General features: G+C 74.5%; 19 protein-coding genes and 1 riboswitch. Of the genes, 4 read left to right on the forward strand and 15 right to left on the reverse strand.

Going from position 1 to position 19,314, the window contains the following annotated elements; all coding sequences use genetic code 11:
- Window positions 1–48: 48 nt before the first annotated feature.
- The 4 genes from lnt to ACFZBX_RS15310 all read right to left on the reverse strand — a co-directional run bounded on the left by lnt (window position 49) and on the right by ACFZBX_RS15310 (window position 4,413).
- Window positions 49–1,683 carry an apolipoprotein N-acyltransferase gene (gene lnt / locus ACFZBX_RS15295; RefSeq protein WP_391534232.1) on the reverse strand — a complete coding sequence of 545 codons (1,635 nt, stop codon included), beginning with the start codon at window positions 1,681–1,683 and terminating at the stop codon, window positions 49–51.
- A 127-nt stretch (window positions 1,684–1,810) separates the two neighbouring features.
- The gene (locus tag ACFZBX_RS15300) at window positions 1,811–2,269 is read right to left on the reverse strand and encodes an N-acetyltransferase (protein ID WP_391534233.1); all 459 of its coding nucleotides are present in this window, start codon (window positions 2,267–2,269) and stop codon (window positions 1,811–1,813) included.
- 49 nt (window positions 2,270–2,318) lie between these two features.
- Entirely contained in the window at window positions 2,319–3,941 is a 1,623-nt protein-coding gene (locus ACFZBX_RS15305; RefSeq protein ID WP_391534234.1) for an amidohydrolase, read from the reverse strand.
- A gap of 31 nt (window positions 3,942–3,972) precedes the next feature.
- Entirely contained in the window at window positions 3,973–4,413 is a 441-nt protein-coding gene (locus ACFZBX_RS15310; protein WP_344335302.1) for an Lrp/AsnC family transcriptional regulator, read from the reverse strand.
- A 275-nt stretch (window positions 4,414–4,688) separates the two neighbouring features.
- Here ACFZBX_RS15310 and ACFZBX_RS15315 point away from each other — a divergent pair, with 275 nt between their 5' ends.
- Window positions 4,689–5,141, forward strand: coding sequence for a hypothetical protein (locus tag ACFZBX_RS15315; protein WP_391534235.1), 453 nt, complete (start codon window positions 4,689–4,691; stop codon window positions 5,139–5,141).
- A gap of 144 nt (window positions 5,142–5,285) precedes the next feature.
- Here ACFZBX_RS15315 and ACFZBX_RS15320 read toward each other — a convergent pair whose 3' ends face one another.
- Window positions 5,286–6,449 (reverse strand): acyl-CoA dehydrogenase family protein, encoded by a 1,164-nt coding sequence (locus tag ACFZBX_RS15320; RefSeq protein WP_391534236.1) that lies wholly within the window; start codon window positions 6,447–6,449, stop codon window positions 5,286–5,288.
- A 242-nt stretch (window positions 6,450–6,691) separates the two neighbouring features.
- Between ACFZBX_RS15320 and ACFZBX_RS15325 the strand changes: the two genes are divergently transcribed.
- Window positions 6,692–7,339 carry a uridine kinase gene (locus ACFZBX_RS15325; RefSeq protein ID WP_391534237.1) on the forward strand — a complete coding sequence of 216 codons (648 nt, stop codon included), beginning with the start codon at window positions 6,692–6,694 and terminating at the stop codon, window positions 7,337–7,339.
- Window positions 7,340–7,708: 369 nt separating this feature from the next.
- Window positions 7,709–9,814 carry an AAA family ATPase gene (locus ACFZBX_RS15330; protein ID WP_391534304.1) on the forward strand — a complete coding sequence of 702 codons (2,106 nt, stop codon included), beginning with the start codon at window positions 7,709–7,711 and terminating at the stop codon, window positions 9,812–9,814.
- Window positions 9,815–9,843: 29 nt separating this feature from the next.
- Here ACFZBX_RS15330 and ACFZBX_RS15335 read toward each other — a convergent pair whose 3' ends face one another.
- The 10 genes from ACFZBX_RS15335 to ACFZBX_RS15380 all read right to left on the reverse strand — a co-directional run bounded on the left by ACFZBX_RS15335 (window position 9,844) and on the right by ACFZBX_RS15380 (window position 18,513).
- On the reverse strand, window positions 9,844–10,827 hold the full coding sequence (locus ACFZBX_RS15335; RefSeq protein ID WP_391534238.1) for an NAD-dependent epimerase/dehydratase family protein: 984 nt from the start codon (window positions 10,825–10,827) through the stop codon (window positions 9,844–9,846).
- 87 nt (window positions 10,828–10,914) lie between these two features.
- Window positions 10,915–11,961 carry a hemolysin family protein gene (locus ACFZBX_RS15340; RefSeq protein ID WP_391534239.1) on the reverse strand — a complete coding sequence of 349 codons (1,047 nt, stop codon included), beginning with the start codon at window positions 11,959–11,961 and terminating at the stop codon, window positions 10,915–10,917.
- Window positions 11,958–13,304 carry a hemolysin family protein gene (locus tag ACFZBX_RS15345; RefSeq protein WP_391534240.1) on the reverse strand — a complete coding sequence of 449 codons (1,347 nt, stop codon included), beginning with the start codon at window positions 13,302–13,304 and terminating at the stop codon, window positions 11,958–11,960. Before ACFZBX_RS15345 ends, ACFZBX_RS15340 begins: the two co-directional genes overlap by 4 nt.
- A 204-nt stretch (window positions 13,305–13,508) precedes the next feature.
- Window positions 13,509–13,943, reverse strand: coding sequence for a PH domain-containing protein (locus ACFZBX_RS15350; protein WP_391534241.1), 435 nt, complete (start codon window positions 13,941–13,943; stop codon window positions 13,509–13,511).
- A gap of 102 nt (window positions 13,944–14,045) precedes the next feature.
- On the reverse strand, window positions 14,046–14,894 hold the full coding sequence (gene hisG / locus ACFZBX_RS15355; RefSeq protein ID WP_391534242.1) for an ATP phosphoribosyltransferase: 849 nt from the start codon (window positions 14,892–14,894) through the stop codon (window positions 14,046–14,048).
- 56 nt (window positions 14,895–14,950) lie between these two features.
- Window positions 14,951–15,223 (reverse strand): phosphoribosyl-ATP diphosphatase, encoded by a 273-nt coding sequence (locus ACFZBX_RS15360; RefSeq protein WP_030306151.1) that lies wholly within the window; start codon window positions 15,221–15,223, stop codon window positions 14,951–14,953.
- 106 nt (window positions 15,224–15,329) lie between these two features.
- Window positions 15,330–15,800 (reverse strand): 6,7-dimethyl-8-ribityllumazine synthase, encoded by a 471-nt coding sequence (gene ribH / locus ACFZBX_RS15365; protein WP_380758378.1) that lies wholly within the window; start codon window positions 15,798–15,800, stop codon window positions 15,330–15,332.
- Between the two features lie 87 nt (window positions 15,801–15,887).
- Window positions 15,888–17,144 (reverse strand): bifunctional 3,4-dihydroxy-2-butanone-4-phosphate synthase/GTP cyclohydrolase II, encoded by a 1,257-nt coding sequence (locus ACFZBX_RS15370; RefSeq protein ID WP_391534243.1) that lies wholly within the window; start codon window positions 17,142–17,144, stop codon window positions 15,888–15,890.
- The gene (locus ACFZBX_RS15375) at window positions 17,141–17,791 is read right to left on the reverse strand and encodes a nicotinamide riboside transporter PnuC (protein WP_391534244.1); all 651 of its coding nucleotides are present in this window, start codon (window positions 17,789–17,791) and stop codon (window positions 17,141–17,143) included. The genes ACFZBX_RS15370 and ACFZBX_RS15375 overlap by 4 nt, the downstream gene beginning before the upstream one ends.
- The gene (locus ACFZBX_RS15380; RefSeq protein ID WP_391534245.1) at window positions 17,788–18,513 is read right to left on the reverse strand and encodes a riboflavin synthase; all 726 of its coding nucleotides are present in this window, start codon (window positions 18,511–18,513) and stop codon (window positions 17,788–17,790) included. Before ACFZBX_RS15380 ends, ACFZBX_RS15375 begins: the two co-directional genes overlap by 4 nt.
- Window positions 18,514–18,721: 208 nt before the next feature.
- A riboswitch (FMN riboswitch) is annotated at window positions 18,722–18,849 on the reverse strand.
- Between the two features lie 182 nt (window positions 18,850–19,031).
- On the opposite strand from ACFZBX_RS15380, the gene ACFZBX_RS15385 reads away from it, so the two are divergent.
- Window positions 19,032–19,280 carry an SCO4226 family nickel-binding protein gene (locus tag ACFZBX_RS15385; RefSeq protein WP_391534246.1) on the forward strand — a complete coding sequence of 83 codons (249 nt, stop codon included), beginning with the start codon at window positions 19,032–19,034 and terminating at the stop codon, window positions 19,278–19,280.
- Window positions 19,281–19,314: the final 34 nt, after the last annotated feature.

A 19,314-nucleotide genomic window follows, 5' to 3' on the forward strand; every position in this document is an offset into this window, starting at 1 on the left:
ATCCACTCCAGGCGGTGCTCTGCGCGCCGCACGGGAGGTCCGGGCCGGCTACGGCACCACCTGGTCCAACGGCCGGCCGGCGGTCTGTGTTCCACGCCTCCTGGCCAGGACGATCCCGCCCGCGCAGGCGAGCAGTCCGGCCACGGCGAGGGTCCACTCGGGCACGGCGCCGACCCGGTCGGCGACGGTGGTGCCGTCGCGCAGCGGGACGGTCGCGGACAGCTCGGCGGCGGTCAGCTCCTCGGTGCGCTGGACGACGCTGCCGTCCGGGGCGATCACCGCGCTGATGCCGCTGGTCGCGGCGATCAGCACCGCGCGGCCGTGCTCGACGGCGCGCAGCCGGCTCATCGCGAGCTGCTGCTCCGGCTGGCCGGTCTTGGCGTAGGTGGCGTTGTTGGTCTGCACGACGAGCACCCGGGCGCCCTGGTCGACGGTGTCGCGGACGATCTCGTCGTAGGCGACCTCGAAGCAGATGACGTCGCCGATCCGGGCCGGGCCGAGCTGCATGACGCCGTTGTGGTCGCCGGGGTAGAAGTCCCGGGCGACCCGCTGGAGCCGGGTGATGACCTTGGACAGCTGGTCGCGGAACGGCACGTACTCGCCGAACGGCACCGGGTGCTGCTTGGTGTAGGAGGCGCCGGGGCCGGTCACCGGGTCCCAGACGATGCCCTCGTTCTGCACGTGCTGCTCGTCCGGGCCGTCGACCAGGGTGCCGACCAGGGTGGGCACGCCGATCGCGCGCACCGCCTCGTCGATCCGGGCGTAGGCCAGCGGGTCGCTGAACGGGTCGAGGTCGGAGGAGTTCTCCGGCCAGATCACGATGTCCGGCTTCTCGGCCCGGCCGGCCTTGACGTCCTCGGCGAGCTTCTCGGTGGCGGCGGCGTGGTTGTTGAGCACCATCATCGGGCGGCCCAGGAAGTCCATGCCGGGGTTGGGCACGTTGCCCTGGATGACGGCGACCTTGACGGTGTCGGCGGGCGCGGTGGGCACCGGCACCAGGTAGCCGGCGAGCATCGCGGCGACGGCGCCGAGCCCGGCGGCCGCGGCCTGCACCGGGCGGCGCGCGGCGCCCCGGCCGGCCACCCGCAGGGCGGCCCAGGCCAGCAGGGTGCCGGAGAGGGCGACGGCGAAGGTCACCAGCGGGGCGCCGCCGAGCGCGGCCAGCGGGGTGTACGGGGTGGCCGTGTTGGCGAAGGCGAGCCGGCCCCAGGGGAAGCCGCCGAGCGGCAGCCGGTCGCGGGCCCACTCCTGGGTGATCCACAGGCAGGCGCCCCAGAGCGGCCAGCCGGGCAGCCGGGAGGTGACGGCGAGACCGGAGCCGAGGGCGGCCAGGAACAGCGCCTCGACGACCGACAGGCCGATGGTGGCGTCCCAGCCGATCACTCGCAGCCAGCTCAGCAGCATCAGGAAGAACGGCAGGCCGAAGGCGAAGCCGGTCCAGGCCGCCTGCCGGGCGGTGCGGCCCCGGGTGAGCAGGGAGAGCGCGGCGACGCCGAGGACCGACAGCGGCCAGAGGTCGAAGGGCGGGAAGGCCAGCGCGAGCAGCAGTCCGGCGAGCGCGGCCAGCCCGGTGCGGGGAAGGCCGGCCCGGATCCTGGCGAGGGCGCGGGCGACCCGGCCCGGGCCGGGTGCCTCGTCGGGGGTCTCGGGCGCGGTCCCGGACCGCTCCTGGGTGACGGGCATGGCCACCGTCGCACCATCTCTCTCGACGCCGCTCCGCGCAGGGCGCGGGGCGGCTGTTCGGACGCTGTCCGAAGAAGGTACCCCGGAACGACACCCCGTCGTGAGCTGAGGGTCGTTCCGCCGTCGCTCAGCGGGGGGCGTACCGGACCTCGGCGAGCGGCCAGTCGGCGGCGAGCCAGGCGCGGACCGCCCGGTACACGGCGGCGTCCAGGACTGCGCGGTCGGCGCGGACCCAGGAGCTGACCCTGGCGCCGCCCGGCCGCTCGTCGTCCGGGTAGAGGTAGACACAGCCGACGACGGCGTCGCCGGGGGTCTCCCGGACGGTGTAGGTGAAGCCCCGGCGGGCCTCGAAGTCGGCGGCGTGCCGGCGCAGGTCGGCGAGGTTGCGCTCCGGGCTCATGCCCTCGACCGGGGGCCAGTGGCCGTGTTCCCAGCCGGGGGTGGCGCGGATGTGGCCGATGCTGGCGCTCCAGGCGACGTGGTCGGCCTCGTTGTGCTGTTCGCCGAGGGGTTCCAGGCGGAACCCCTCGGCGATGAGGGTGCGGGGGACGGTGAAGGCGGCGGGTACGAGCGGGTGATCGGTCATGCCGGAGAATCTACGGCCCGCCCCCGCCATGATCATCCGCTTGACCGCCCTACGCCGCGGCCAGGTGGACGGTGCGGCCGCGGACCACGGTGCGCAGGCAGGTGGGCAGCGGCTCGCCGGGGGTGAGGTCGGGCAGGCCCGGGGTGCCGGAGCGCGGGTCGGTGGACCAGCCGGCCACCCGGTCGTCCGGGGCCTGGACGACGAGGTCCCCGGCGGCCCAGACGGCGAAGCTGGCGACCGCGCCGGGGACGAGCACGCCGTCCTGGTCGCGGCCAACCGCGCGCCAGCCGCCGCGGGTGTGGGCGGTGAACGCGGCCCGCACCGAGATCCGGTGCTCGGGCGTGCGGTGGAAGGCGGCGGCCCGCACCGTGCCCCACGGGTCGAGCGGGGTGACCGGGGCGTCCGAGCCGAAGGCCAGCGGGACGCCGGAGCGCAGCAGCGCGGCGAACGGGTTGAGCGCGGCGGCCCGCTCGGCGCCGAGGCGCTGCACGTACATGCCGTCCGGGCCGCCCCAGGCGGCGTCGAAGGCGGGCTGCACGGAGGCGGTCAGGCCCAGCTCGGCGAAGGCGGCGACGGTCTTGTCGTCCAGCGCCTCGGCGTGCTCGACCCGGTGGCGCTGCGCCCGGACCCGGTCGGCGCCGACCCGCTCGCCGGCGGCCCGGACGCCCTCCACGACGGCGGCGATCGCGGCGTCGCCGATGGCGTGGAACCCGGCCTGGAGGCCGGCCTCGGTGCAGGCGGCGACGTGGTCGGCGACCTGGGCGGCGGTCAGGTAGGCGGTGCCGGTGTGCGCGGCGTCGCGGTAGTCGTGGTGCAGGCAGGCGGTGCGCGAGCCGAGCGCGCCGTCGACGAAGAGGTCGCCGCCGGCGCCGACGGCGCCGAGCCGGCGGGCGGTCTCGACGCCGCCGCGCTCGCTCAGCTCGCCCCAGTAGCCGAACACCTCGGGGCCCTCGCCCCCGGCGGCCAGCTCCAGCAGGCCGGCGAGGTCCTGTTCGGAGGAGATGTCGGGGCCGGCGCACTCGTGCAGGGCGCCGATGCCGAGTTCGGCGGCGCGGGCCAGGGTGGCGCGCTGGGCGGCGCGGCGCTGCTCGGCGGTGAGCCGGGCGAGCGCGGTGCGCCGCACGGCGTGGTGGGCGTCGCGGGTGAGCGGGCCGTCGGCGTCGAAGCCGGGCTGCCCGGCGAGGCCCTCGGTGAGGGCGCGAAGCGCCGTGGTGGCGAGCGCGGAGTGCACGTCGGTGCGGGAGAGGTAGACGGCGGCGCCCCCGGCGGCGGCGTCCAGCTCGGCGAGGGTCGGCGGGCGGCCCTCCGGCCAGCCGGTCTCGTCCCAGCCGTGGCCGATCAGCACGCCGCCGGGCCGCTCCCCGGCGGCGGCGAAGGCGGTGAGCGCGGACAGCGCGGCGGCCAGCGAGGGGGCGCCGGTGAGGTCGAGGCCGGTGAGCGCGAGCCCGGCGGAGGTGGCGTGCACATGGGCGTCGACGAAGGCGGGGGTGACCAGGGCGCCGTCCAGCTCGACGATCTCGTCGGCGGTCCGCGCGTACGCCTCGGCGGCGCCGTCGCTGCCGACCCAGGCGACGTGCTCGCCCTCGACGAGCATGGCGGTGGCGAAGGGGTCGGCGGGGCTGTAGACGGCGCCGCCGCGCAGCAGGACGGTCCGGGAGTTGCGTTCGGTCATGCGGCCTAGTCTGCACCCCCGCGGCGCCCGCTCAGAGCTTCGGGGGGCGGGCCTCGTAGGGGGTGGACAGGACGACGGTGGTGCGGGTGGAGACGCCGGCGGCGCTGCGGATGCGGGCCAGCAGGTCCTCCAGGTCGCCGGGGGCGCCGACGCGGACCTTGAGGATGTAGTTCTCCTCGCCGGCGACGCTGTGGCAGGCCTCGATCTCGGGCAGGTCGGCCAGGCGTTCGGGCGTGTCGTCCGGGGCGCTGGGGTCGAAGGGTTTGACCGAGATGAAGGCGGTCAGCGCCAGGTCGACGGCGTCGGGGTCGACGATCGCGGTGTAGCCGCGGATCACCCCGCGCTGTTCGAGCCGGCGCACCCGCTGGTGCACCGCCGAGGTGGACAGGCCGGTGGCCTTGCCCAGGTCCGTGTAGCTCATCCGGCCGTCCTGGAGGAGCAGCTGGACGATGCGTTGGTCGAGATCCTCCACAAGGCGCAAACCTACCCCCTCGGGGGCGCGCGGATCGCGGCACGGGGGGCGCACGGCGTCCGACCTCGGGGGCGTGCGCGGGGCCGGGAGGAGGGCGCGGCGCGTCACCCGGCGCGCCCTGGGGTGTCGCGCGGGCACATGCCGGACGAATGTGGCGAAGGACACACCCGGTGCATCACAGTGCGCCGAACCGCAGGGTTATGAGTCCGTTTCGGCGGGAAGTGCTGGTTGTGGCCCCGGGCGACCACGCCGGGCCCGATCCGAGGGGGATCACCATGCGCGTTACCGACCAGCGCCCGACGGGCGCGGACGACGCCCACGATACGACCGACCGCGAGGATCTCGCGGTCCCCGACGAGACCGCGCCGGGGCTGGATCCGGGCGAGGCCGACACCTGGGAGATCGCCCGGGTGCACTGCCCGTCCTGCCGGCGCCCGATCGCGCTGGTGGGCGACGAGGAGCGGCTGCCGCAGCACGCCGTCCTGCCGCGCCCCTGGCACCCCTTCTCGCCCGCGCTCTGCCCCGGTTCGGGCGCGCCGACGGACGACCTGGTCGAGGTGGAGAGCGCGGAGGAGGCCGGGTCGGCCGGCCTGGACGCGCTGCTGACGCTGCCGGGCGGGCTCGACTGGCGCACCCAGCCGTTCTCGCACGCGATGGTGCACCGCCCGGTCCGCTCGGTCCCCGCACCGGCCATCCCGGAGCAGCGCGGCCGCTTCTCGCGGCGCTGAACACCCGCCCGCCGTACGGCCCCTGACGGTTGGACAGGAACGGCCCCCGGGCGTCACCCCGCACCCTGGGGTGACGCCCGGGGGCCGTTTCCGGGCCGGGCCGACCGGCTCCCGCGAGAGCCGGACCCGGCCGTTCGGGGGGGGTCAGGACTTGGTGAGGTGGCGGCCGATCACCAGGCGCTGGATCTGGTTGGTGCCCTCGACGATCTGCAGCACCTTGGCCTCGCGCATGAAGCGCTCGGCCGGGAAGTCCTGGGTGTAGCCGTAGCCGCCGAGCACCTGGACGGCGTCGGTGGCCACCCGCATCGCGGTGTCGGTGCAGAACAGCTTGGCCATCGCCGCCTCCTTGGAGAACGCCAGGCCGGCGTCGCGGCGGCGGGCGGCGGACAGGTAGAGCGAGCGGCCGGCCTCGATCTGGGTGGCCATGTCGGCGAGCATGAACGACAGGCCCTGGAAGTCGGCGATCGGGCGGCCGAACTGGCGGCGGGTGCGCGCGTAGTCGACGGCGAGGTCGAGCGCGGCCTGGGCGACGCCGATCGCGCAGGCGGCGATGCCGAGCCGGCCGGAGTCCAGTGCGGCGAGCGCGATCTGGAAGCCCTGGCCCTCGGTGCCGATCAGCCGCTCGCGCGGGACCCGGACGCCGTCGAAGTGCAGCTGGGCGGTCGGCGAGGACTTCATGCCCATCTTCTGCTCCGGCGGGGCGGCCGAGAGGCCGGGCTGGGCGCCGGGCACCAGCAGGCAGCTGATGCCGCGGGCGCCCTCCTCGCCGGTGCGCACCAGCGCGCTGTAGAAGTCGGCCTGGCCGCCGTGGGTGATCCAGGCCTTGGTGCCGTTCACCACGTACTCGTCGCCGTCCAGGGCGGCGCGGGTGCGCAGGGCGGCGGCGTCGGAGCCGGACTGCGGCTCGGAGAGACAGTAGGCGCCGAGCTGCTCGCCGGAGAGCATGCCGGGCAGCCAGCGCTCGCGCTGCTCGTCGGTGCCGAAGGTGGCGAGGGCGTGGCAGGAGAGGGTGTGCACGCTGACGCCGAGGCCCACCGCCAGCCAGCCGGCCGCCAGCTCCTCCAGGACCTGGAGGTAGACCTCGTAGGGCTGGTCGCCGCCGCCGTGGCGCTCCTCGTAGGGGAGCGAGAGCAGCCCGGCCTCGCCGAGCGTGCGGAAGACCTCGCGCGGGAACCGGCCGGCGGCCTCGTCCTGCGCGGCGCGCGGCAGCAGCTCGCGCTGGACCAGATCGCGGGTGAGGCCGAGGAGCTCGCGGGCCTCCTCGCTGGGGAGCTGGCGGTCGACGGCCTTCGCGGGGGAGGTGGTCATGGTGGCTGGTCGCCTCCTCGGTCGTGCGCGCCCCGGGGTGTGATCGGGCCCGCGCGGGGTGTGGCAGCTCGGCCCGGCCGGCACCGGATCACGGTGAACGGCCGTTCACATGCTCGGCGATGCGAGTATGCCCGATCATGGCGCCGCCGTCACGACCTGCACCGGATCACTGTCCGTATCGGCGCACGGCCCCCCGTAGGGTTGACGTTGTGGCTGCTTCCGAGACCTCCGCCGCCCCGGTAATGGGGCCCCGCACCGCCGGCGACGCCCGCGACGCCCGGAACGCGCTCGCCGCGCTCGCCGACGGACTGCGGGCGCTACCGCCGTCCTGCGGCCCGGTGCGGCTGGTCGCGGTGGACGGGCACGCGGGCTCGGGCAAGACGACCTTCGCCGGCCGGCTGGCCGCCGCGCTCGGCGGCGCCCCGGTGGTGCACCTGGACGACCTGGCGACCCACGCCGAGCCGTTCGGCTGGACGGAGCGGCTGCGCACCGAGGTCCTGGAGCCGCTGGCGGCGGGGCGGGACGCGGCGCACCGAGTGTACGACTGGACGCTGCGCCGCTTCGAGGGGACGGCCGTGGTGCCGCTCGCGCCGGTGGTGCTGGTCGAGGGGGTGGGCGCCGGGCGGCGCGCGGTGCGGCCCTGGCTGAGCCGGCTGGTGTGGATGGAACTCGACGCGGCGGCGGCCCGGCGGCGCGGCGAGCAGCGCGACGGACCGGAGCTGGCGGAGTTCTGGGCCGGCTGGGCCGTCGCCGAATCGGCGCATTTCGCCGCCGACCCGAGCCGCCCGTTCGCCGGCACGGTGGTCGACGGGGTGACCGGGCGGATCGCGCCGGGCACCGTCGGTGAACCTTCAACAACCCCCTTGACCTGCGGTCTCGCCACGAAATAAGTTCTCATTCGTTGCCGGAACCACTGATTCCGCAACCTCGGACCCGGTATCCCCGGCTTGTTCCCCCGTGAGCCGGGGATACCGCCCGGTCCGCCCTCCCCCGCTCCGGCCACCCGTCAACGGCCGCCCGCCCGATCGCTTTTGACATCGCGCGGCACCCTTCCGGATCAGCTCCGCGCCGGTACGATTCCAGGCAGGCGCATATGCGCCCCGGGGGCAGACGACCACCGGCGGGGTCCGCGCACCACCGCACCGGCCGGGCCCCGAGCCACACCGCGGGGGGCGTGAGTGACGACGGAGAGTTCCCAGAGCGACAACGCGGGCGGCCCGGCACCGAACCGGCTCGCCGACCGCGCCTGGCTGCGTGCCATGGACGCCTACACGGCCGGGGCGTACAGCCGCGCCGAGGAGGAGTTCCGCGCCGCCGTGCGGCTCGACCCCGGCATGGCCGACGCCTGGCTCGGCCTGCACGCGCTGCGCAGCGACACCTCCGGCGCGCTGCTCGCGATGTACCGCCACCGCAAGCGTTTCGGCGAGCAGCGCCGCCGGCACGCCCGGCCGCTCAGCTCCTGGTACTGGCTCGGCTGGTGGGTGCAGCCGGTGCTGGAGACCCCCCGCGACCTCGCCCTCGCGCACGCCTCGCACTGGCTGGACGGCCGTCACCTCACCGAGCTGGACCAGGCGTTGGGGCAGTGCCCGACCCCGGCCGAGGACCCCTCGGCCCGCTTCCTGCACGCCTGCCGCTCCTATCTGCTCAAGGACTGGGAGCAGTTGGTCCAGGACACCGACCGGCTGCTCGACGACCAGCTCCTCGGCATCGAGGCCGGCCTGTTCGCCGGCATGGCGCGGGTCCGGCTGGACATGTGCGCCCAGGCCCAGGCCCCGCTCGCCGCCTCGCTCGCCCGCTGCCGCTCCGAGCAGCCGCAGCGCAAGGAGCTGCGCTACTGGCTGGGCCGCGCCTACGAGGGCGCCGGGCGCAGCGCGGCCGCGTTACCGCTCTACCGGGCGGTGCACCGGGCGGATCCGTCGTTCATGGACACCGCCGCGCGGCTCGCGGCGATCTCGGCCGAGGACGCCCTCGCCGACACCCTGCTGGACTCCCTCGGGGCCGGCGGCCGGGAGGCCGGGCGGGTGGGCGGGCCGGAGGACGAAGCGCTGGACGCCGCGCTGCTGGACTTCGAGCCGCTCGGCACGGACCCCGCGGCCGGCTCCCCCGGCCTGCCGGACCCCTTCGGCGGACCGGTCCTCGACGGGCCGTTCCTCGACGCGCCGGTTCTCGACGGGCCGATGGCGGACGCGCCGTTCCCCGGCGGACCGGACTCGGCGGGCGGGGCGGGTGACGCCGAGCCGGACGGGACCGCGCCGGACGGCGACTGCTACCCGGTCGTCCCGACCCCCGCCGGACCGGGCGGCGCCGGACCGGGCGGCGCGGGCACCGACAACCGCTCCGGCGGCGCCGGCACCCCGCCCCCGCTCAGCACCGGCGGACGCTCCGGGTCCACCGCCCCGCAGCCCGCCGCCGTCTCCCCCGCGGCGCCCGCCCCGGCGCGCGGCGAGGCCGTCCTCCCCCGCGTCACCAGCGCCTACCCGGCGCTCGAACGCGAGGGCGACCAGGCCGAGTTGGACGCGGCGCTGGCCGAACTCTCCCGGATGGTCGGGCTGGAGCCGGTCAAGCGGCAGGTCAGAGCGCTCTCCGCGCAGCTGCGGATGGCCCGGCTGCGCGCCGAGCAGGGCCTGCCGGTCCAGCCGCCCAAGCGCCACTTCGTCTTCTCCGGCCCCTCCGGCACCGGCAAGACCACCGTCGCGCGGATCCTCGGCCGGGTCTTCCACGCCCTCGGCCTGCTCTCCGGCGACCATCTGGTGGAGGCCCAACGAGCCGACCTGGTGGGCGAGTTCCTTGGCCAGACGGCGGTCAAGGCGAATGAGCTGATCGACTCCGCGCTGGACGGCGTGCTGTTCATCGACGAGGCCTACAGCCTCTCCAACTCCGGCTACAGCAAGGGCGACGCGTACGGCGACGAGGCGCTCCAGGTGCTGCTCAAGCGCGCCGAGGACAACCGGGACCGGCTGGTGGTGATCCTGGCCGGCTACCCCGAGGGCATGAACCGGCTGCTGGCCACCAACCCCGGCCTCAACTCCCGCTTCACCACCCGGGTCGACTTCCCCAGCTACCGGCCCGGCGAGCTGACCGCGATCGGCGCCGCGCTCGCCGGCCAGGACGGCGACGGCTGGGACGAGGACGCCGCCGAGGAACTGGCCTCGATCTGCACCCATGTGGTCCGCGAGGGCTGGATCGACGACCTCGGCAACGGCCGGTTCATCCGCACCCTGTACGAGAAGTCCTGCGCCTACCGGGACCTGCGGCTCACCCTGCTGCGCGAGCCGCCCGGCCGGGAGGACCTCGCCACCCTGCGGTTGCCGGACCTGGTGCAGGCCTACGGCGAGCTGATCGACGGCCGGGGCCAGAGCGGGTAGCGCCGCCCCGGCCCCGACGAGTGCGGGCGTCAGCCGGCCAGCGCCCCGGCCTCCTTCACCGGGTCCAGGCCGACCGCGGGCCGGTCCGGGCGCTGCGGAGCGACCCCGCCGATCGAGCGCAGCCACGCCCAGGTGTCGGCGACCGTCTCGGCGGCCGGGCGGCAGCGCAGCCCGGCCGCCAGCGCCTTGCCGACGTCCGTGCCGTGCACGGCGTCGTACAGCTCGCCCGGCGGGGTCCAGAACGGAAGCTCCGTCCACGGCTCGATCCCGGCGGCGGCGATCGCCTCCGGGGCCGTCCAGCGCAGCTCGGCGTCCCCGCCGGTGACCGCCGCGCAGGCCTCCAGCAGTTCGCCCGTGGTGCAGTGCCCGCGCGGGCCGACCAGGTCGTACGGGCCGCCGAGGCCCGCCTCGACCGCGTCCAGGGTCCAGGCGGCGAGGTCGCGGACGTCGATGAACTGGAGGGGGAGGTCGCGCGGGCCGGGGGCGAGGACCGGGCCGCCGCGGGCGATCCGGTTCAGCCACCAGGGCAGCCGGCCGATGTTCTCGTACGGTCCGACGATCAGCCCGGCGCGGATCAGCAGCGCCCGGTCGCCGAACGCGTCCAGCGCCGCGAGTTCGCCGCCGCGCTTGGACTCGGCGTAAGGCACCTCGCCGTCGTCCGGCGAGCCGTCCACCACCGGGGCGCTCTCGTCGGAGCCGGCCGGCGTCGGGTAGGCGTACACCGACCGGCTGGACACGTACGCGTAGCGGCCGACCCGGCCGGCCAGCAGGCGGGCGCTGTCGCGCACCACCGACGGGGCGGACGACCAGGTGTCCACCACCGCGTCCCACTCCCCCTCGGCCAGGGCGGCGAGCCCGTCCCCGGCCGTGCGGTCCCCGCGCAGGACCCGCGTCCCGGGCGGCGCGGCGCGCGTCCCCCGGTGGAAGACCGTCACCTCCCATCCCCGCTCCAGCGCCGCCTCGGCGACGGCCCGCCCCACGAACTCCGTACCACCCAACAGGAGAAGTCTCATGCCGACCACCCTGCACATCGGGTGGCCGGCATGGGAACGGGCGAACGCTCAGAGCGGAATCGCCGAGAGCGAAGCCGCTTCAGGAACTCACGCCGCCGAGCGGTGGTCCGGGTCGTGCACCTCGCCGACCAGCTCCTCCAGCACGTCCTCCAGCATCACCACGCCGAGCGTGCGCCCGTCCTGGTCGAGGACCGCCGCGAGGTGGCAGGCGGCCCGGCGCATCGCGCCCAGCGCGTCGTCCAGCGGCAGGGTGCCGCGCAGCACGGTGATCGGCCGCCACAGGCGGGCCGGGACGGGCACCGTCGGGTCCTCGACGTCCAGGATGTCCTTGAGGTGCAGGTATCCGAGGTAGCCGTGGCCGGCCGGGTCGCCGTCGGTGACCGGGAAGCGCGAGAAGCCGGTGCGCAGCGACAGCTCCTCGATCTGGGCGGCGGTCACCTTGGTGTCCACGGTGACCAGCTGCTCGGGGGTGAGCAGGACGTCGGTGAGCGGGCGGCGGCCCAGCTCCAGGGCGTCCTCCAGGCGCTCCTGGCGGTCCTTCTCCAGCAGGCCGGCGTCCCCGGAGTCGGCGAGCAGGTACATCAGCTGCTCGGTGGTGAACACCGACTCCACCTCGTCCTTGCTCTCCACCTTGAACAGCTTGAGCACGCCGTTGGCGAAGGTGTTGAGGAAGGCGATCACCGGGGCCAGCCAGCGGGCCAGGCGGTCCAGCGGCGGGCCGAGCCAGAGCGCGGCCTTCTCGGGACCGGCCAGTGCCATGTTCTTCGGCACCATCTCGCCCATCACCATGTGCAGGTAGACCACGACGGCCAGCGCGATGCCGTACGCCAGCGGGTGCTGGAGGCCGGCGGGGATGCCGATCGCGTGGAACGGGCCCTCCAGCAGGTGGGCGATGGTCGGCTCGGCGAGCGCGCCCAGGCCCAGCGAGCAGACAGTGATGCCGAGCTGGGCGGCGGCGAGCATCGCGGAGACGTTGGACAGCGCGTGCAGCACGGTGCGGGCGCGCTTGTTGCCGGCCTCGGCGAGCGGTTCGATCTGGCTGCGCCGGACCGAGACGACGGCGAACTCGGCGCCGACGAAGAAGGCGTTGCCGAGCAGCAGCAGGAGCGCGACGGCCAGTTGGAGCGCGGTCATCGGGTCCCGTCCTCGTCGTCGCCCAGGAAGTGGTGGTGCCCGGCGGTCCGTTCCACCCGGACCCGGCTGGTCCGGTGCCGGTCCACGGCCTCGACGGTGAACCGCCAGCCGGGCAGTTCGGCCTGCTCACCGGGGTCGGGGAGCTTGCCCAGCAGGTCGGCGACCAGGCCGGCCAGCGTCTCGTAGGGGCCCTCCGGGGCATGCAGGCCGATGGCCTCCAGCTGGTCGAGCCGGGCGCGGCCGTCGGCCGCCCAGACGGGCTGCCCGTCGACCGGCGGCAGCAGCAGCAGTTCGGGGGTGTCGGCGGGGTCGTGCTCGTCCTGCACCGCGCCGACGATCTCCTCGACGATGTCCTCGACGGTGACCACGCCGGCGGTGCCGCCGTACTCGTCGACCACGATGGCCATCGGCTGGAGCCGGCGCAGCTGGTCAAGCAGCCGCTCGGCGGGGAGCGTCTCGGGCACCAGCAGCGGCGGGACGGCGAGGTCGCCGACCCGCACGGCGGCGCGCCGCGCGGCCGGGACGGCCAGCGCGTCCTTGAGCGTGACGGTGCCGGTGACCTCGTCCAGGCTGTCGGCGTAGACCGGGAAGCGGGACAGGCCGGTGGCCCGGGTGAGGTTGAGGACGTCGGCGGCGCTGGCGTCGCGCTGGAGGGCGGACACGTCGACGCGCGGGGTCATCACCGACTCGGCGGTGAGGTCGCCGAGGCCGAGGGTCCGCACGAACAGGGTGGCCGACTCCTCGTCTATCGCGCCCGCCTTGGCGGAGTGCCGGGCGAGCGAGACCAGCTCGGCGGGGGTGCGGGCGTGGCCCAGCTCCTCCTGCGGCTCGATGCCGAAGGCGCGCACGGTGCGGTCCGCGGAGCCGTTCAGCACGCTGATCAGCGGCCGGCAGACCCGGGAGAACGCCATGTGCGGGGCGGCGACCGCGCGGGCCACCTGGAGCGGGTGGGAGATCGCCCAGTTCTTCGGGACGAGCTCGCCGATCACCATCTGGACGACGGTGGCGAGCAGCATGCCGATCACCACGGCGGCGCCGCGGGCGGCCCCGGCGGGCAGGCCGATGCCGGTGAACACCGGCTTCAGCAGGGTCGACAGCGCCGGCTCGGCGAGCATGCCGACCACCAGCGAGGTGACGGTGATGCCGAGTTGGGCGCCGGAGAGTTCGAAGGAGAGGTGTCGCAGGGCCCGGGAGACCCGGCCGGACTTGGCGTCCCCGGCCTCGGCGGCGCGCTCGACGGCGCCGCGCTCCACGGTCACGAAGGCGAACTCGGCGGCCACGAAGAGGCCGTTGGCGAGGATGAGCAGGAGGGCCGCGAAGAGCAGCAGCCAGGCCGTGATCACAGTGCCGCCTGCCTTCCGGTGGCCGGAAGATGGGCGGCGCAGGTACTACCGGACGGATCGTCCATGGACGGGGAGTGTCACTCCTCAGGTCGATTTCGGGCAGGGCAATACCTTTGCCCCGCTTTTACCAGCGTAGACCATACCCGTGCGACCGTAGGATCCGCGTTCGGACCCGCCCGGCGGCCGGTACCGTGTCGGGCCCGTTCAGGCGCTGTGGTGGGCGACCAGGTCGCGCAGCGCGCGGGCGTCGGCGATGGCCTGGGCCTTGCCGACCCCGGACTGGATGCCGACGGCGGCCAGCGACGTGCCGTCGGCGAGGTCGAGGGTGGCCCACGGGTCGCCCTGGCGGAAGTTCACGCCGACGATCTCCGCCCAGGCCAGCCGGCGGCTGCGGACGAAGTTGACCACGGTCACGCCCTGGGCGTCGGCGCTGACCCGCGGCCGGGCCAGCATCAGGCCGACGCCGGCGAACAGCACGCCGCTGGTGGCCATCATGATCCGGTCATTGAGCTGCCAGTTCGCCGGGAGGGCGATCGCCATCACGGCGAACAGCACCACCAGCAGCGCGCAGACCGGCAGCAGCACGGCGCGGGTGCGGCGCGGGGCCCAGGTGACGGGGAACTCGGCGGGGGTGGACACGAGGGGGCTCCGGGTGTGCTGGTTCGGGTGGTGCGGGAAGGGGCGGGGACGCCGGACGGCGGCCCCGCCCCATTCAACCGGTGCTTATGCCCGCGGGGTCGCTCAGAGGCGGCAGGCGTGGATGTTGGTCACCAGGATGGCCCGGGCGCCGATGCCCCACAGGTCGTCCATGATCTGCTGGGCCTCCTTGCGGAGCACCATGGAGCGGACCGCCACCCAGCCCGCGGTGTGCAGCGGGGAGACGGTGGGCGACTCCAGGCCGGGGGTCAGCGCGACGGCGGCGGCGACGTTCTCGGCGCGGATGTCGTAGTCCATCAGCACGTAGCGGCGGGCCACCAGCACGCCCTGCAGCCGGCGCAGGAACTGCTCGACGCCCGCGTCCTCGCCGGCGCCCTTGGGACGGATCACCACGGCGTCGGAGATCAGGATCGGGTCGCCGAACACCTCAAGACCGGCGTTGCGCAGGCTGGTGCCGGTCTCCACCACGTCGGCGATCACATCGGCGACGCCCAGCTGCACCGCGGTCTCCACCGCGCCGTCCAGCTTGGTGACGGTGGCCTTCACCCCGTGGTCGGCGAGGTGCTGCTCGACCAGGCCGGTGTAGGAGGTGGCGATCCGCAGGCCCTCCAGGCCCTTGACGTCGTCGACGTCCACGCCGACCGGGCGGGCGAAGCGGAAGGTCGAGCCGGCGAAGCCGAGCGCGAGCACCTCCTCGGCGTTGGAGTGCGAGTCCAGCAGCAGGTCGCGGCCGGTGATGCCGACGTCGAGGCGGCCGGAGCCGACGTACACGGCGATGTCGCGCGGGCGCAGGAAGAAGAACTCGACCTGGTTGCCCGGGTCGACCAGGACCAGCTCCTTGGCGTCCTTGCGCTGCCGGTAGCCGGCCTCATGGAGCATCTCCGCCGCAGGACCCGAGAGCGAACCCTTGTTGGGGACGGCGATGCGCAGCATGGAGGTCAGTTCCTTACCTGTTCGGTGTGGGTGTAGGGGGGTTTGCGGGCCTGGGCCTAGAGGTACTTGTAGACGTCGTCGAGCGTCAGTCCGCGGGCGACCATCATCACCTGAAGGTGGTAGAGGAGCTGGGAGATCTCCTCGGCGGTCTGCTCGTCGGACTGGAACTCGGCGGCCATCCAGACCTCGGCGGCCTCCTCGACGACCTTCTTGCCGATCGCATGGACGCCCTGCTGGACGAGCTGCGCGGTGCGGGAGGACGAGGGGTCGCCGGTGGCGGCCTTCTGCTGGAGCTCGGTGAAGAGCTCCTCGAATGTCTTCGAAGCCATGATGGGACTCACCTTACGGCGTGCGGACGGACGGGCGGTAAACGGTTCCGGACCGTGGACAGTCCGGTGGACGTCCACGGTCCGGGTGCCGGTCCGGCCGGCCGGATCAGAGCGCGCGCAGGGCGGCGGCGGTGGCGACGGCCGCGGTGACCGCCTCGTGGCCCTTGTCCTCGGCGGAGCCCGGCAGGCCCGCCCGGTCGAGCGCCTGCTGCTCGTTGTCGCAGGTCAGCACGCCGAAGCCGACCGGGACGCCGGTGTCCACGGCGACCTGGGTGAGGCCGGCGGTGGCGGCCTGGCAGACGTAGTCGAAGTGCGGGGTGCCGCCGCGGATCACCACGCCGAGGGCGATCACGGCGTCGTAGCCGCGCTCGGCCAGGCGCTTGGCGGCCACCGGCAGCTCGAAGGTGCCGGGGACGCGCAGGACGGTCGGCTCGGCGACGCCCAGCTCCTTGAGGGCGCGGTGGGCGCCGTCGAGGAGGCCGTTCATCACCTGCTCGTGCCACTGGGCGGCGATCACGGCGACCTTGAGGCCGGCGGCGTTGTCGATGGTCAGCTCGGGGGCTCCGTGGCCGCTCATGTGCGGGTGCCTTTCGGTGGTTCGGGACGGACGGGGTGGGGTTCGCGGGTCGGGTCGGGGTTCGCGGGTCAGGGCGGGATTCGCGGGTCAGGCGCCGAGGCCGGGCAGGTCGTGGCCCATCCGGTCGCGCTTGGTGCGCAGGTAGCGCGCGTTGTGCTCGCCGGGCGGGATCTCCACCGGCGCGCGGCCCTTGACCTTGAGCCCGTGCTCGGTGAGCGCGGTGAGCTTCTGCGGGTTGTTGGTCAGCAGGGTCAGCGAGCGCACGCCGAGGTCGCAGAGCATCTGGGCGCCGATGCTGTAGTCGCGGGCGTCGGCGGGCAGGCCGAGGTCGAGGTTGGCGTCGACGGTGTCGCGGCCGCGCTCCTGGAGCTCGTAGGCGCGCAGCTTGTGCGCCAGGCCGATGCCCCGGCCCTCGTGGCCGCGCAGGTAGAGCACCACGCCCCGGCCGGCCTCGGCGACCCGGCGCAGCGAAGCCTGGAGCTGCGGGCCGCAGTCGCAGCGCAGCGAGCCGAGCACGTCGCCGGTCAGGCACTCGGAGTGGACCCGGACCAGGACGTCCTCGCCCTCCGGCAACCGGCCCTCGGCGTCCAGTCCGCCGGCGACCAGGGCGATGTGCTCGACGCCGTCGAGGGTGCCCCGGTAGCCGACCGCGGTGAACTCGCCGTAGGCGGTGGGCAGGGCGGTGACGGCGGCCCGGTCGACGTGCAGTTCGGTGCGGCGGCGGTAGGCGATGAGGTCCTCGATGGAGATGATCGCCAGGTTGTGCTCACGGGCGAAGGCGACCAGTTCGGGCAGCCGCGCCATGGTGCCGTCGTCGTTGACCACCTCGGCGATCGCGCCGGCCGGCGCGAGTCCGGCGAGCCGGGCCAGGTCGACGGCGGCCTCGGTGTGGCCGGGGCGGACCAGCACGCCGCCCTCGACGGCGCGCAGCGGGAAGACGTGCCCGGGGCGGGCGAGGTCGCCGGGCCCGGTGCCGGGCGAGGCGAGCAGGCGCACGGTGCGGGCCCGGTCGGCGGCCGAGATTCCGGTGTCGACTCCTTCGCGGGCGTCCACCGAGACGGTGTAGGCGGTGCCCTTGCGGTCCTCGTTGACCTGGGTCATCGGGGGGAGTCTGAGCCGGTCCAGCTCGGCGCCGGTCATCGGGGCGCAGATCACGCCGGAGCTGTAGCGGATGGTGAAGGCCATCAGTTCGGGGGTGGCGGCACTGGCCGCGAAGACGATGTCGCCCTCGTTCTCGCGGTCCTCGTCGTCGACGACGATCACCGCGCGGCCGAGCGCGATGTCGGCGACGGCCCGCTCGACCGGGTCGAGGACGAACTCGTCGGGCTGCTGGTTCTCGGTCATGCCGTTGCTCCCTGCGGGACGGTGGTGGACGTGAGGCGCGGCGCGCGGGTGTTCAGCCACCACGAGCGCAGCCCGAGCAGGACCAGGACGAAGTACACGGAGTAGGTGAGGCCGGAGAAGGTGTAGCCGGTGTTGAAGGCGAGCGGCACGCCGACCACGTCGACGGCGATCCAGGCGAACCAGAACTCCACCCAGCCGCGGGCCTGGGCGACCATGGCCGCCAGGGTGCCGACGAAGATGTAGGCGTCCGCCCACGGGCTCCAGGAGCCGAGCGCGGGGATCGTCAGGAAGGCCCAGGCGAGCAGGGCGGTGCCGGCCGCGGTGCCGGCGGCGAGCGCGGCCCGCTCGGGCCAGGTGGCGAACCGGACGGCGATCTCCCCGCCGCCCTGCCGGCCGCGCCGCCACTGGTTCCAGCCCCAGGCGGCGGTGGCGACGACGATCAGCTGCTTGCCGACCATGCCGGGCACGTTGCCGGCCAGGTAGGCGGTGATCAGGACCAGGCCGGAGAGCAGCTGGACCGGCCAGCTCCAGACCGAGCGGCGCCAGCCGAGGGCGAGGGCGGCGATGCCGAAGAGGTTGCCGATCATGTCCGACCACCTCACGTGCTGGCCGAACACCGTGAAGGCGTCCGAGTTGAGCCAGTTCACCGCTCCTCCCCGGTGGCCGTCGGGGCGGTCGGGGCGGTCGGGGCGGTCGGGGCGGTCGGGGCGGTCGGGGGCAGCGTGGGGAGGGTGGGCAGGGTGCGGGACTCCAGCAGCCGCTCCACGTACTTGGCGAGGACGTCGACCTCCAGGTTGACGCTCTCGCCGACGGCCTTGGCGCCAAGGGTGGTCAGCGCGAGGGTCGCCGGGATGAGGCTGACGGTGAAGCTGTCGCGGGCGGCCTCGACCACGGTGAGGCTGACGCCGTCGACGGTGATCGAGCCCTTCTCCACCAGGTAGCGGGTGACGGACTCCGGCAGCGAGAAGCGCAGCACCTCCCAGCGGAGGTTCCCGGCGGCGTCCCGCTCCCCCGGCTCGCGGCTCAACAGCCGCCCGGTGGCGTCGACATGACCCTGCACCAGGTGACCGCCGAGCCGGGCGCCGAGCGCCATGGCGCGCTCCAGGTTGACCGCCGAGCCGGGGCTCAACTCGCCCAGGCTGGAACGGTGGAGGGTCTCGGCCATCACGTCGGCGCTGAACTCGCCGGTGCCGGAGGCCAGTTCCTCGGGGGTGTCGACGACGGTCAGGCAGACGCCGTTGACCGCGATGGAATCGCCGTGCCGCGCACCCTCACAGACCACCGGGCCGCGCAGACGGATGCGCGAGGAGTCGCCGATCTCCTCGATCGACACGACCTCGCCGAGCTCTTCGATGATGCCGGTGAACACCCGGGTTCTCCTCGCGCTTGGGGCGCGGACTCCGGGGTGCGGCATGGGAGATGACACGGACGGGCGGGTCGGGTGCACGCGTCGCCGGACCGTCGAGGGACCCGTCGCGGGGCCTTCGTCGCACCGGATGCCGAGGAAACCCTCGACCGCCGCCGTACACACCTCCCGCGGTCCACCGGGGGACCACGGGTCCTGCTCACTCGTCCGCCGCGCACGCCTCCCATCCGGACTTTAACCGTCGGTCCAGGAATTTCACCTGGTCAACCGGCCGCTGGCTGCGGACGGGTCGCGGACTGTAACCGCCGGTTCGGATTTTCACCGACCCCGGAGTGCGCTGAACGTCACTGCTACTTCTGCGGTCATTGTGCCACGGCCGCCACGGGTGAAGGGAGAGGGCTGCACTGTGGGCTGTTTCACGACGGCGGCGGGAATGCGTGCGGGGGTGCGGGGGCGCAAGCTGGTGGGAGGGGCGGGTTTCGGGCCGGACGCGGGCTCCGGCCCCAGGAGGTGCGAGCGCGATGGCCAAGTTCATGGACGTCCACCACGGGATGGCCGGCATCACCGAGGAACAGCTGCGCATGGCGCACCAGGCCGATCTGGACGCCCAGGGCGCCGAGGGCGTGCGGTTCGAGCAGGCGTGGGCCGATCCGGAGGCGGGCGTCGTCTACTGCCTCTCCGAGGCGCCCTCGAAGGAGGCCGTGCAGCGGGTCCACGAGCGTGCCGGGCATCCGGCGGACGAGGTGCACCCGGTTCCGCTCTCCGTGTGAGCCGGCGGTCCGATCTATTCGGCCCCCGGGGTCT

This window comes from Kitasatospora sp. NPDC008115 (genome assembly GCF_042957205.1).
GTDB lineage: Bacteria > Actinomycetota > Actinomycetes > Streptomycetales > Streptomycetaceae > Kitasatospora.